Source organism: Helicobacter ganmani (assembly GCF_003364315.1).
Classification (GTDB): Bacteria; Campylobacterota; Campylobacteria; order Campylobacterales; family Helicobacteraceae; genus Helicobacter_D; species Helicobacter_D ganmani.
Map to the genome: position 1 here is coordinate 32,603 of NZ_NXLS01000004.1, position 13,833 is coordinate 46,435.

Consider the following 13,833-nt stretch of genomic DNA (forward strand, 5'->3'; position numbering starts at 1 on the left):
TTGGCATTATAAACTTTTATTTTCAAACAAAAGGAATCTCAAATGCAATGGAATCGCTTTGACACACGTTGGACACTCTCACTTTTTGGCACTGCAGTAGGTGCTGGAATATTGTTTTTACCTATTCGCGCAGGCACTGGAGGATTCTATCCTGTGGTGTTAATGAGTTTTCTCATCTTTCCTATGGTGTGGCTCTCACACCGCGCACTTAGTCGCTTCGTCAATGAATCCAAAAATACAGAACACGACATTACACACGCGGCAGAGGAATATTGGGGACGCGGAATCAGTTTTTTTATCACACTTCTTTATTTCTTTGCGATTTATCCTATTTGTCTTGCCTATGGAGTGGGCATTACCAACACTTTTGCAAGTTTTTTCGTTCATCAGCTAAACCTTATTAGTCTTTATGACCCAAACACGATGACGCTTTATCCTCTTGCGCGTGCTGGACTTGCTTTTGTGCTCGTAAGTGCGATGATGGCAATAATGGTATTCAAAGTAGAAACAATTACCAAAGCTTGTAATGCACTCGTCTATCCTTTGTGTGCAGTGCTTTTCGCATTTTCTCTCTACCTAATTCCCTATTGGAAACTAGAATCGCTACAAAAAATACCAAGTTTTGAGGAACTAATCCAAGTTGTTTGGCTTACTTTGCCTGTGCTTGTATTTGCTTTCAATCATTCCCCTGCAATTTCCACCTTCACACTTAACGTGCGCAAAACCTATCATAACTCACAAGAAAAGGCAAATCAAATTCTCTTTCGCACCGCAATTTTATTGCTTGTTTTTGTGATGTTCTTTGTCTTTTCTTGTATTTTGTGTCTCAATGCGGAGGATTTCGCCCAAGCAAGGGAGGCAAATATTCCAATTCTTTCTTATTTTGCAAATCAATTCCAAACGCCCATTATTGCTTTAGGCGCACCACTTGTGGCATTTTTGGCGATTGTTAGCTCATTTTTTGGACATTATTTTGGAGCATTTGAGGGCTTGAATGGAATCATAAGAAAAGCCATTAAACTAAGCGGCAATGAAGCACCAGATCTCCGCAGTATCAAAATTTTTAGCACTTTATTTATGTATTTTACAATTATTCTTGTTGCTTATCTTAATCCTAGCATTTTGGGCTTCATTGAAGATTTAGGAGGTCCAATCATTGCAGCAATTTTGTTTTTAATGCCCATCATCGCAATTTGGAGTGTAGGAAAACTCAAAAAATATAAAAATCCCTTATTGGACGGATTCGTATTCATCACGGGACTTTTGACAATTACAAGTGTTGTTTATAAGTTTTTCTTGTAATCCAAATTCTCAATTTGCACTAAAGCAAGCGTGTGCTGTAAGGATAAAAATCAGCACACAAGAATACACACTAATCTTTCAGCGAAGAAACGAAGCAAATCCATAACCTTAGCAATCAAAAATACTTGCGATATAAAATTATAGATTGCCACGAATTCTCTTTTAATAACGGCAACAGGATTCAATATTTTTTTACAACAACAGAAATTAACTCGTAAATTGCACTTTCTAACATAGAATAGACTTTTTCAAAGCCGTCTAAATCCTTAAAATAATAAGGGTCTGGAATCTCTTTTCCTTTTAAGCCAAAATCTCCCATTAAAGCAAGTTTTTCTTTTGGAAAACCTAACTGCAATAAGTCGTGATAGTTTTGCTTATCCATTGCAATAATCAAATCAAAATCCAAATCGCCATACACACTAACTTTGCGCCCTTTAAGATGGGAAATATCAATCCCGTGTCGCTTACCTACCATAATAGAATGCTCGCAGGGTGGCTCGTCAATATGCCACCCACTCGTTCCTGCAGAATCTATATACAAAGACAATCCCGCTTCTTTTACAAGCTTCCTCGCAATTCCTTCTGCCAAAGGCGAGCGACAAATATTTCCCAAACACACAAACAAAATAGAATGAATCGCCATAAAATTCCTTAAGATATCTGCAAACCTCCCCTTAACTCTGCATTGCAATCCATTTTTGTGCAATTCTCACTGCATTTGTTGCTGCACCCACGCGGATTTGGTCTGCAACACACCAAAGATGTAAAATGCGTTTATCATAATTATCTACACGGATTCTACCCACATAGGTTTCGTCTCTATCTGTAGCAATAATCGGCATAGGATAAGATTTTTCTTGTGGATTATCAATCAATACAACACTTTCCGCTTTCCTCAACACTTCTTGTGCTTCTTTGGCACTCACTTCACGCGCAAATTTAATAGTAATAGCTTCACTATGACTTCTAAGCACAGGCACACGCACACAAGTCGCACTTACTGCAAAATCACTATGCATAATTTTATTTGTTTCATTCACCATTTTCATTTCTTCTTTGGTATAGTCATTGCCCAAAAATACATCAATATGCGGAATCACATTTAATGCAATTCTGTGTGGAAATGCCTTTGGCTCGCATTCCTCTAAGCTAAAATCAAAGAATTTTTGCATTTGTGTTACAAGCTCTTCCATTCCCTTTTTACCTGCACCCGAAACCGCTTGATAAGTGCTAACATCTACACGCTTGATTCCAAAGGCTCTATGCAGTGGCTCTAAGACTTGTACCATTTGGATTGTGGAGCAATTAGGATTTGCAATAATTCCTGTTTTCTCCCATAAGGCAATATCTTGTGGATTGACTTCAGGTACGACAAGTGGCACATCTTCTTGCATTCTAAAATGGCTTGTGTTATCAATCACGACCGCACCAGCCCTCGCCGCACTTGGAGCAAACTCCGCACTAATGCTTCCACCAGCAGAAAAGAAAGCAATCTCAATGTTCTCTTCTTCAAAAATTTCGTGGGTTAGCTCTTTGACTTTAATCCTCTCATCTCCAAACTCTACCTCTTTGCCCACACTGCGCGCACTTGCTAATGGCACAAGTTTGTTAATCGGCAAATTGCGCTCACCCAAAACCCTAAAAATTTCTTCTCCTACCGCGCCAGTTGCACCTACAACAGCAATATTAAATTTTTTCATTTTTTCTCCTTTAGAGTTTAATATTATAACGTTCCATTTTGCTTAAAAGCAACTCTTTTTTGAATCCCAATAACCCTGCTGCACTATCTACATCAGAATCACTCGCCTTAAGAGCTTCATAAATCAGCTCTTCCTCTAAATTAGCAATTTTCTTTTTACCTCCACTCTCGCGAGAGCTTAAGAACAAATCCTCTACCATAATCTCCTCTCCCTCACATAGAATTGCTGCGCGCTCTATCACAGAGAGTAACTCACGAATATTACCGGGCCAACGATAAGCAAGTAATTGTTCTTGCGCTCCCTTTCCCCAATGTTTTTTGCCTACGCCATATTGTTTATCCACTTGCTCTAATTTCCATTCGCACAGCGGAATAATCTCTTCTGCCCTCTCCCGCAAAGGTGGAATACGAATCGGAATCGTTTGCAATCTAAAAAACAAATCCTCCCGAAATTCGCCTTTTTGAATCTTTTTTTGAATATCTGCATTTGTTGCGGCAATGAAGCGAATATCCACCTTGATAGGCTTTGAACTTCCCAAACGCACAACTTCTTTTTCTTGTAAAACACGCAAAAGTTTCGCTTGCAAGGAAGCGGGCATTTCGCCGATTTCATCTAAAAAAATGCTTCCGCCATTGGCTACTTCAAACTTCCCAGCCCTGCCCTCTGTGGCATCTGTAAATGCTCCCTTTTCATAACCAAAAAGTTCAGATTCTAGCAAATTATCTGGAATCGCAGCCATATTTAGCGCAACAAAGGGCATTTGCGCTCTAGGAGAGTTTTGATGAATATAATTTGCAAACAATTCTTTTCCCACTCCACTTTCTCCAAGCAAAAGCACAGAAGCAGCGGTTTTGGCAGCTTTATTTGCGAGTTTAAGCGATTTTTCTAACGCAGGTGAGCTTGAGATAAACTGCTTATTTTCAGTGATTTTATCGTTTGATTTTCCAGCTTTTACTGGTTTCTTGCTTGCCTTTGCTATTACTTCTTGTGCTTTTTTAGCACGCAAAATCGCTTCCACGAGAGTTTCAATCTCAAATGGCTTCGTCAAAAAATCTTTCACGCCTAAACGAATGGAATCAATCGCCTTACTCAAAGTTGCATTCCCTGTGATAATGAGTGCCTCATAACGCCCATTTAGGACTTTTAAAAACTCCAAGCCGTCCATTTGGGGCATATTAATATCTGTGATGACTAAATCTATACTATCATCAAGCTTTTTAAGCGCATCTTTCGCACTTTTGAAGCTTACAACCTCAAATTCATCGTATTCCCCTAATGCAATTTCAAGAGATTTTCGCATATTAATATCATCTTCAACGATAGCTAATTTCATCTTTACTCCTTTATTGCTTTTATTGTCTTATTTATGTCGTGAGTGAGTGCGTAAATCGTTGCGATTCCATCAGCATACTCTATTTGTATGCGTGTCGGTGGAATCGCCAAATAAGTTATGGATTTGCCTTGTAAATTCTGCACTTGCGTGTTATCCTCTAGTCTCACTCCCCATTTTAAAAAACATTCTAAAATTTTCTCTTTATAGTCGCGAAGCAAAGCTTTTTCAGTTTTTGCCTCGTGGCTAATTGTGCATTTTTTATAAGGATTCTTTGTTTGACGCAAAATATTTGCGCCCACCATTGCAGGAGAAAAATAATATTTTTCGTTTAAAAGCATACCATTTCTTGCTGCAACCCTATAAGAAAAAATATATTCTGATGCCTCACAAAAAGCAGTCAAATACACTATCCCTAACAGAATCCTCCACATTATTCTAAATTATCGCCTCCAAGCAATTTTGCCTCTTCGCCCTCATCACCCTCTCTTACTTCCGATTCCTTTTCTTCTTTAGGACAACGCGCAATAGAGACAACCTTGTCGTCATCTACATTGACGATAATCACACCACTTGTTGCTCGTCCTGCCTTACGAATGCTTTGCATATCTACACGAATCATCTTGCCACTACTTGTAAGCACCATAAGGTCCATTTTTTCATCTACATTGACAACCCCTACAAGCTTACCTGTCTTACCTGTAAGCTTCATCGCAATCACACCCTTGCCTCCACGATTCGTAATTCTATACTCATTCACTTCTGTACGCTTACCGATTCCTTTTTCGCTTACACTCAAAATCTCTTCATTTTCATCTATGATTGCAGTCGCACCAATCACATAATCGTTTGGCATTTTGAATTTAATTGCTGTAACACCGCGTGCCACACGCCCAATTTCACGCACATTTTCTACGCCAAAACGCACACACATTCCCTCGTAAGTTACGACTAAAATTTCTTTAATGCTGGGATAGATGATTTTTGCTGTAACAAGCTCATCATTTTCGTCTAAATTAATAGCTCGGACGCCTACACTTCGGATATTTTTAAATTCACTCAAATTTGTGCGCTTAATGATTCCATTTTTGGTAAAAAACGCAATAGATTTATCCTCATTAAAATCTTTTGTTGTAATTGTTGCCATAATCTTTTCGTCAGAGCTTAGATTAATGAGATTCACCACTGCCTTACCAATTGCTGTCCTGCTCGCCTCTGGGATTCTATAAACCTTGAGCCAATAAAGCTGCCCTTTGTTAGTAATAAACATAATCGTATCGTGTGTATCAGATACAAAAAAGCTCTCAATAAAGTCGTCCTCGTGCGTATTTGCGGAGATTTTTCCCTTACCTCCGCGGTTTTGTTTCTCATAAGTGCGCACTGGCACGCGTTTAACATAGCCGCGATGGCTCATTGTTACGACAACAGGCTCATTAGGAATCAAATCCTCCATATCAATGTTCTCATAATCCTCTTCAATCGCAGTTTTTCGCTTTGTTGAAAACTTCTCTTTGGATTCTGACAATTCCTCTTTGATAATTGCATTTAATTTCGCCTCACTTTTCAAGATTTCACTCAATCGTGCAATCTCCTTTAAAAGCTCCTGATATTCATTTTCTATTTTATCGCGCTCTAAGCCTGTTAATCTTTGCAAACGCATATCTAAAATAGCCTGTGCTTGAATCTCACTTAGATTAAACTTGCTTACTAAGCCCTCTTTAGCGACTTTTGGGTCGCTACTTGCGCGGATTAAAGCTACAATCTCATCTATATTTTCTAAGGCAACCTTTAAGCCCTCTAAAATATGCGCTCTAGCTTTAGCCTTCTCTAGTTCAAAAATGCTTCGGCGAATCACTACACTTTTGCGATGAGAAATAAAAAGTTCCAACAATTCTAAAAGTGTGAAAACCTTTGGTTCTTTGTTGTGGATTGCAAGCAAAATGATTCCAAAAGTAGATTCCATTGGCGTGGATTTAAAGAGATGATTTAGCACGATTTCGCTCATTGCTTCGCGCTTTAACTCTACAACGACTCGGATTCCGTCGCGATCGGATTCATCACGCACTTCAGAGATTCCCTCAATTACCTTGTCTTTAGCGAGTTCGGCAATCTGCTCTACAAGGCGCGCTTTATTAACTTGATAAGGAATCTCATCAATTACGATAATATCTTTGGTTTTAGTTTTTTCAATATGCGTTTTCGCGCGGATTTTAATGCGTCCGCGTCCGCCCTCATAGGCTTCGCGAATTCCACTTTTGCCATAAATAATCCCACCGGTTGGAAAATCTGGACCCTCAATAAACTGCAAAACCTCTTCTAATGGAGCTTTGGGGTTATCAATCAAATAAACTAACGCGTCTATAATCTCATCTACGCGGTGGGGCGGAATGTTTGTCGCCATTCCTACTGCGATTCCATTAGAACCATTAATCAATAAATTTGGCAAGCGACTTGGCAAAATATCTGGCTCTTGCAAAGTGTCATCATAGTTTGGCAAGAAATCCACGGTGTCTTTATCAATATCACGGAGTAACTCCTCGGCTGCTTGCGTCATTCTTGCTTCAGTATAACGCATTGCCGCCGCACTATCACCATCAATACTTCCGAAGTTTCCTTGCCCATCTACAAGCTCTAATCGCATAGAAAAATCTTGCGCCATTCGAACTAATGCGTCATAAACTGCGGTATCTCCGTGTGGATGGTATTTACCGATAACATCTCCTACGATTCTTGCACTTTTTTTATAAGCAACTCTTGAAGTAACACCTAGTTCATACATCGCATATAGAATCCTACGATGCACAGGTTTCAATCCGTCTCTTGCATCAGGCAATGCGCGTCCTACAATAACGCTCATAGAATAATCCAAATAGCTTTCTTTAATGGAATCCTCTATATTAACATTTTGAATATCTTGATTAAGTAGGTCTGACATTCCTTCCCTTTTCTTTATATTTATACTTGCTTGAAATTCGCGATTTTATCTTTATTTTACTTTAATCTTGCTAATGAAGCTTGAATTTTTTTAAGGTTGTTTGCAAAATTCTTTCAAATCTTTTTTATTTTTGAAAACTAAAGTTTCATTTTCTAATTTGCACAAAAAATCCAAAATTTCCTTGTGTGTTAGAATTCCTACTTTTAAGCTCTCACTTGAAGCATTGGGGAACTCTTTTACCTTTAAGCCCAAAAAATCATTTTCTATAAACAATGGCATACCTAGCATTTTTTCTTTTTCCTCTTTGGAAAAATCTAAAAAGTCTCTGAATGCGATTCTACTACGTAGAAATTCTGACCAATCTTGTTCGCTAAAATAAGAGATTTTCAAATTCTCCCCTAAAAGTGTTTGCAAAGAGGTTTGGATAGGTTTTTTAAAGAGATTAAAATAAGTTTTTTGGAAACTCAATTCACGAAAATTTGGTGTAGGCAAAATATTGCAATAAATATCCGTAAATCGCTCCACTTCTAGCACAGCTAAATCTAAATTATCATCTAATGCCAAAATTTTAGCGTGGCTCAAACAAGCAATCGGCTGTCCCAAAACTTCTGTGTGGTAGAGCGTAATCTCGTCTGCTTTTTTCTTATTAAAAACAATCTTCGCACTTGTAAGGACTAAATTATAATTTATCACAAAGCCATAGCCCTCAACATAGCTTGGTATATACCGATTGGGTTGTTCAAACTCTGCAACGACTTTGACGCTATCTTGTAACCATTGCGGATATTTTGCATTCGCACTCAATGCCAAAAGCACGATAAAGATAATTTTTGCCATACTTGTCCTTTTGCAATTTTTAATGCTTAAAATACTACAATAAAAAATTTAATTTTACACTAAGGATTTAAAAATGGAATTAAAAGAATTTAATCCAACACAAGAAGAATTTAACTCAATGCAATATGCAACCATTGCAACAGAAAAAGGGGAAATGAAATTCAAACTCTTTCCCAAAGAAGCACCCAACACGGTGGCAAATTTTACAAGTCTCGCCCAAAGCGGATTCTATAATCATTTAAATTTTCACCGCGTCATTCGTGGATTTGTCGCACAAGGTGGTTGTCCTGAAAATAACGGGCGCGGAGGACCGGGCTATCATATTAAATGCGAATTAGAAAACAATCCGCACAAGCATTTCAAAGGCTCGCTCTCTATGGCGCACGCGGGAAGAGATACAGGAGGAAGTCAATTTTTTATTTGCTTTGCACCGCAACCACATCTTGACGGAGAACACACTATCTTTGGACAAATTGCTCCTAACGATAAGGCAAGCCTTGCGGTGCTAGATTCTATCCAACAAGGCGATAAGATTCTAAATATTACTATTTCCGCAGAATAAGACATAGAATCGGCAATCCTCTGTGATTGCTCCCTTACGATTTTACAAGCAGAATCGCACGACAAAAATCACAAAGAAATATATTTTCAAGCACTTTAAAAGCTTTTTGAGCTATAATCAAAGCTTAAATTAATTTAGATTTTAAGAAATTTCAGGAATCTTTATGCCCAAAAATTTGAAGTTTATTGAGCCAACACGTCTTTATACAGCATTTTTTATACTTGTTGCAATCCTCTTGATTATTTTCTTTCATCACCCTTTGCTCTTATGGGCAGTGCTTGGAATAGCCTTTATCATTGGCTTTTATGAATCCTATAAACTCTGCAACAAAATAACTCCAAGCCCCCTATTCCTGTCCTTTGCGCTTATAATATGGTTAAGTGTCTATCTTTTGGAATCTCCGCTTGGTGTTTTTTGCATTTTGGTGCTTTTGGGAGCATACCAAAGTTATACTAAAAAGGGAGCAATAGAGCAAATGCTGCCCTTTATTTATCCTACGATTCCATTTATTTTCTTATATTTACTCTATTTGGACAATTCCATTAATGCCTTAATTTGGCTGATTGTCATCGTAGGGCTCACGGATAGTTTTGCCTATTTTGGAGGCAAACTCTTAGGAGGCAAACTTTTTAGCAATCCCGCTTTCTGCCCCACTTCTCCTAATAAAACCAAAGAGGGGGTGCTTGTTGGGGTTGGAATTGCAACCCTCATTGGCTCATTGATTGGGCTTGGGGTTTGTGGATTCTTTGCTTCTTTAATCCTAACATTTATTACAAGCATTACAAGCGTATTTGGCGACTTGTATGAAAGCTACTTAAAGCGCAAGGCAGGGGTAAAAGATAGTGGCTCTATTCTGCCTGGACACGGCGGAATCCTTGACCGACTAGATGGCTATTTCTTTGCTGTCATCATTCTTTATACTCTTTTACAAATTATTAACCTATGATTATTCTTGGTTGTAGTGGCTCTATTGGCGTCAATGCTTTAGAAATCGCCAAACGATTCTGTTTAGAAATTGAAGTGCTAGGCGCAGGAAAAAATATTTCTCTTTTAAACAAACAGATTTCAGAACATCACCCTAAAGCCATTGCGATTGCCGATGCACAAGATATTCCTAAAATTACTCCTGCATTCCAAGGAAAAATCTATATCGGCAAAGAAGGAATCCTCCAAGCAATTTTGGATTCTAAATCCAAATTAGTCCTCAATGCACTCACAGGATTTTTAGGTTTAGAACCGACACTTTGTGCAATCCATTGTGGCAAAAAAGTCGCTTTAGCCAACAAAGAAAGTCTAGTAGCTGGCGGGGAATTGATTGATATTTCAAAAATTATCCCCATTGATAGCGAACATTTTAGTCTTAGTTATTTGTTGGGATTCCCCAAAACCTCTCGTCCTTTTAGGAATCTCTACATCACTGCAAGCGGTGGGGCATTTCGCGATATGGATTTAAACGAGATTCCGCATCAAAATGCACTCAATGCCCTAAAACACCCAAATTGGCAAATGGGCAAAAAAATCACAATTGATTCGGCAACGATGGTTAATAAACTTTTTGAAATTCTAGAAGCCTATTGGCTCTTTGGAAACAAAAACATTGATGCCTTTATAGAGCGTAACTCCCACATTCACGCTCTTGTAGAGTTTTGGGACGGCAGCGTTGTGGCACATTTTGCCAATGCAAATATGCAATTACCTATTGCGTATGCAATACAGCTTGGACTTGGGTTACCTGAATCTTTTTTACATTCATTCCACACCAACAAAGCAATTCCAGATTCTATTATTTCGCAACTAGACTTTCAAAACAAAAATTATCAACTCCAAAAGATTGAAAGTGCGCGCTATCCCCTATGGAATCTCAAATCTGTATTATTGGAGAATCCTAAGCTTGGTTTAGTGCTAAATGCCGCCAATGAAATCGCCGTAGAAGCCTTTTTGCAAGATTCTATTTCTTTTGGCACAATGACACAAATTGTGCAAGATTCTATGCAAACCTTTAATAAAATCCATTTTAAAAGCAAAGAAGAAATGATTGCCTTAGACCAAGAAGTTAGGGATTATACGAGACGCAAACTTTAATTTTTCATTAGATATTTTCTTTATTATTTATTGATTTACATTTTTTTGCCATAATTTCAACATAAATTTTTAATGAGTATTGAAAAAATAAAACTTTTGCTCATTAAAATAAAAAGATTAAAGACTAGAATCCAAATAAAAAAGGAGATACAAAATGAATGCTAAAACTTTACTTTTAAGCACATTACTTGCAGGCAATGTTTTTGCCTTTGAAGTTGCAGAATTACCAAATATCCACGAGAGAGTAACTCCGGATATTTCACAAACAAAAATCTATTCTTATTACGATTCCATTAAGGAAGCCAAAAATGCAGTGGTAAATATTTCCACACAAAAGAAAGTCAAAGCACCCAATATTCAAGGACACCCCTTGCTAAATGACCCATTTTTCAAGCAATTTTTCGGAGATGCCTTTGGTGCGATGATTCCAAAAGACCGCGTAGAACGAAGCTTAGGGAGCGGAGTAATCATCTCCAATGATGGCTATATTGTAACAAACAACCATGTGATTGACGGGGCAGATAAAATCCTTGTTTCTTTGCCCGAAAGCAACAAAGAATACGAAGCCAAAGTGATTGGTAAAGATTCCAAAAGTGATTTGGCTATTATCAAAATCAATGCAAAAAATCTACCATTTTTAAAATTTGCTTCTAGCAATGATTTACAAGTAGGCGATGTTGTCTTTGCGATTGGAAATCCTTTTGGTGTGGGCGAAAGTATTACGCAGGGTATTATTTCTGCACTCAACAAAAATGGAATCGGAATCAATGATTATGAAAATTTTATCCAAACAGACGCCTCTATTAATCCGGGTAATAGCGGTGGCGCACTTGTAGATAGTCGCGGGGGCTTGATTGGAATCAATACCGCAATTCTTTCTCGCACAGGTGGAAATCACGGAATCGGATTTGCGATTCCCTCTGAAATGGTAAAAAAAATCTCCAAAGCCTTAATTGAAGATGGAGTGATTGAGCGCGGATATTTGGGTGTGAGCATTCAAGATGTCAGTGGAGACTTACAAGAGGTTTATAAAAATCAAAAGGGTGCAGTTGTCATTGCGATTGAAAAAGATTCACCCGCAGACAAAAGCGGCTTAAAGGTTTGGGATTTGATTACCAAAGTCAATCACAAGGAAATCAAGGGTGCAGCGGATTTAAAAAACATCATTGGAACTTTCAATCCAAAAGAAAAGGTAACACTCACAATCCTTAGAGACAAAAAGGAACAAACTCTTAGTCTCTCACTCGCCAAAGCACCCAACGAAGCACAAGTAAGCAATGTAAAAGAAAATAGTGGGATTGCTGGGCTTGAAATCAGTGCCTTAAGCACGGAAACAAAATCCAAATATGGAATCCCAAACAATGTTCAAGGCATATTGATTACAAATGTTCAAGCAAACAGCAGAGCAGAGGAATTAGGATTTAGCAATGGGGATATTATTATACAAATTGAAAGCTTTATCATTCAAGACATCAAAAGCTTCCACGAGGCTATGAATCGTTATAAAGGGCAAACCAAACGAATGTTAATTAATCGTGGTGGCAGAATCTTTAGCATTGTTGCGAAATAAAAAATCTGTGGGATTCTAGGTTAGAATCCCTATTCCTTGCAAGAGAATACCATAACAAAGTAAGCTTGGATTTTATATGTAGATTACAAAATATGGATTCAAGCCACAAGAGCTGTAGCTTATTAGACACTCTCTAGCATATTTTTCAACAAAACTTCGCTTTTGAGCCAATTTTCACGCGACTCCTCATCTAGTGATTCCAAGAAATTCTCGTCTAGCATATCTTTTAACTTTCTGCTATCAAGAATTTTTGCAGAATCCTCTGCGCTTGCCCCAAGATTGAGCAGAGTATCATTCAAAGATTCCCTATTAAATTCCATTTTAAAGCTCTGAATCAGTAGCACTTCTACACTGCTAGTATTAGCACTTTGTGCGGTTTTTAGGAAAACTGCTTCATTTGTGTTGTTAAGAATCTCATTTAAGCTCAAACCGCCATCAAAGTTACTATCTTGCGCAATAGAATGATTGATAAAATCACTCAAATTATCAATAAATCCTACTTGTTCTAAGAATTTCTTTTGCATTTCTACATTGCCACCAAACTGCTCTGATACAGAAGAATAGTTCCCATTCATCAAGCTCACAAGAGTTTTGAGATTCACACCCTCCTCTAAGCTAATCTTGCCATCACCATCTGTATCACTGCTAAGATAGCCCATTTTGTAGGCTGCATCATAGTAGAATCCCTTAACATAATCACTTGCGGATTCAAGGCTTCCAAACTGCTCTGTTAGCTTTTGTGCATTTTCTTGTGTCAATGGTACACGCACCTGCTTGCCGCTTACTTCATCTGTAAATTCTACCGCAAAAGATTCTTGTGTTCCGCTTGTAGTGGAATCCTGTACCGCAGATTCTGCTTGAATTTCCAAAGGATTATAAGCAACTTTGTCTTGTTCGCTTAGATTGCTTGGAGGCACAGAAGAAGTCGTGAAAATATGCTTATCAAAAAGTCCTCCACTTGTTCTATCTGCCATTTTTTTTGTAAGTGATTCGTTTTCTATACTTTGCTCTATGATTTGTTTTGATTTTTTGGCTTCCTCTGCATCATTGCTTGTTGCTTGTTGTAAAACATTAGGAATCGCATTTTGCTGCTTGTCTAGCACATTTACAGCGGATTTGAGTGCTGCATTTTGGGTTTTTGCGCTTAGTTGGCTTTGCTTTCTTGCTTCGCTAGATTCCGAACCCTCCCCGATACTAAGCGCATTAGATTCCCCATTTTCTGCGTCTTTTAAGCTTTTTTTGAGAGATTCTACATCTACTTCTTTAGCAATTTTTGCATCTACACTACCTTGTCTTTGCAGTTGCGCTATTGCTTCCTGAATTAATCTTTGCTTCTTAAAATAATCTTCTTGACTTGAAGTAATACTCAACCGCTTATTTTCGCCAGATTTATTTTCTGGATTGAGAGCTTCTTTCATCCAATCTGAATAATTCACACCTGCTACATAAGACTGCACACCAAATTGTTTTGAATATGAATAAGACATTTTATACCTCTTTTTTAAGAAAGTCTAT

The 13,833-nt window shown here is 38.0% G+C and carries 12 protein-coding genes; 5 read left to right on the forward strand and 7 right to left on the reverse strand.

The window, feature by feature from the left end; all coding sequences use genetic code 11:
• The first annotated feature begins 42 nt into the window (after window positions 1–42).
• The gene (locus CQA43_RS04885; protein ID WP_115551499.1) at window positions 43–1,302 is read left to right on the forward strand and encodes an SLC5/6 family protein; all 1,260 of its coding nucleotides are present in this window, start codon (window positions 43–45) and stop codon (window positions 1,300–1,302) included.
• A 181-nt stretch (window positions 1,303–1,483) separates the two neighbouring features.
• Here CQA43_RS04885 and CQA43_RS04890 read toward each other — a convergent pair whose 3' ends face one another.
• The 6 genes from CQA43_RS04890 to CQA43_RS04915 form a co-directional block, all read right to left on the reverse strand.
• The gene (locus CQA43_RS04890; RefSeq protein ID WP_115551500.1) at window positions 1,484–1,945 is read right to left on the reverse strand and encodes a low molecular weight protein-tyrosine-phosphatase; all 462 of its coding nucleotides are present in this window, start codon (window positions 1,943–1,945) and stop codon (window positions 1,484–1,486) included.
• Window positions 1,946–1,976: 31 nt separating this feature from the next.
• The gene (locus CQA43_RS04895) at window positions 1,977–3,002 is read right to left on the reverse strand and encodes an aspartate-semialdehyde dehydrogenase (RefSeq protein ID WP_115551501.1); all 1,026 of its coding nucleotides are present in this window, start codon (window positions 3,000–3,002) and stop codon (window positions 1,977–1,979) included.
• Between the two features lie 10 nt (window positions 3,003–3,012).
• A complete protein-coding gene (locus tag CQA43_RS04900; RefSeq protein ID WP_115551502.1) occupies window positions 3,013–4,335 on the reverse strand; it encodes a sigma-54-dependent transcriptional regulator in 1,323 nt (440 codons plus the stop codon).
• A 2-nt stretch (window positions 4,336–4,337) separates the two neighbouring features.
• A complete protein-coding gene (locus CQA43_RS04905) occupies window positions 4,338–4,766 on the reverse strand; it encodes a hypothetical protein (protein ID WP_115551503.1) in 429 nt (142 codons plus the stop codon).
• On the reverse strand, window positions 4,766–7,267 hold the full coding sequence (gene gyrA / locus CQA43_RS04910; protein ID WP_115551504.1) for a DNA gyrase subunit A: 2,502 nt from the start codon (window positions 7,265–7,267) through the stop codon (window positions 4,766–4,768). The genes CQA43_RS04905 and gyrA overlap by 1 nt, the downstream gene beginning before the upstream one ends.
• Window positions 7,268–7,357: 90 nt before the next feature.
• Entirely contained in the window at window positions 7,358–8,104 is a 747-nt protein-coding gene (locus CQA43_RS04915; protein ID WP_115551505.1) for a hypothetical protein, read from the reverse strand.
• A 73-nt stretch (window positions 8,105–8,177) separates the two neighbouring features.
• Here CQA43_RS04915 and CQA43_RS04920 point away from each other — a divergent pair, with 73 nt between their 5' ends.
• The 4 genes from CQA43_RS04920 to CQA43_RS04935 all read left to right on the forward strand — a co-directional run bounded on the left by CQA43_RS04920 (window position 8,178) and on the right by CQA43_RS04935 (window position 12,318).
• Window positions 8,178–8,666 carry a peptidylprolyl isomerase gene (locus CQA43_RS04920; RefSeq protein ID WP_115551506.1) on the forward strand — a complete coding sequence of 163 codons (489 nt, stop codon included), beginning with the start codon at window positions 8,178–8,180 and terminating at the stop codon, window positions 8,664–8,666.
• Between the two features lie 163 nt (window positions 8,667–8,829).
• Window positions 8,830–9,612 (forward strand): phosphatidate cytidylyltransferase, encoded by a 783-nt coding sequence (locus CQA43_RS04925; protein WP_115551507.1) that lies wholly within the window; start codon window positions 8,830–8,832, stop codon window positions 9,610–9,612.
• The gene (gene dxr, locus CQA43_RS04930; protein ID WP_115551508.1) at window positions 9,609–10,748 is read left to right on the forward strand and encodes a 1-deoxy-D-xylulose-5-phosphate reductoisomerase; all 1,140 of its coding nucleotides are present in this window, start codon (window positions 9,609–9,611) and stop codon (window positions 10,746–10,748) included. The genes CQA43_RS04925 and dxr overlap by 4 nt, the downstream gene beginning before the upstream one ends.
• A 154-nt stretch (window positions 10,749–10,902) precedes the next feature.
• Entirely contained in the window at window positions 10,903–12,318 is a 1,416-nt protein-coding gene (locus tag CQA43_RS04935) for a Do family serine endopeptidase (protein WP_115551509.1), read from the forward strand.
• Window positions 12,319–12,440: 122 nt separating this feature from the next.
• Here the strand turns inward: CQA43_RS04935 and CQA43_RS04940 are convergent, their stop codons facing one another.
• Entirely contained in the window at window positions 12,441–13,805 is a 1,365-nt protein-coding gene (locus tag CQA43_RS04940; protein ID WP_115551510.1) for a hypothetical protein, read from the reverse strand.
• Window positions 13,806–13,833 lie beyond the last annotated feature (28 nt).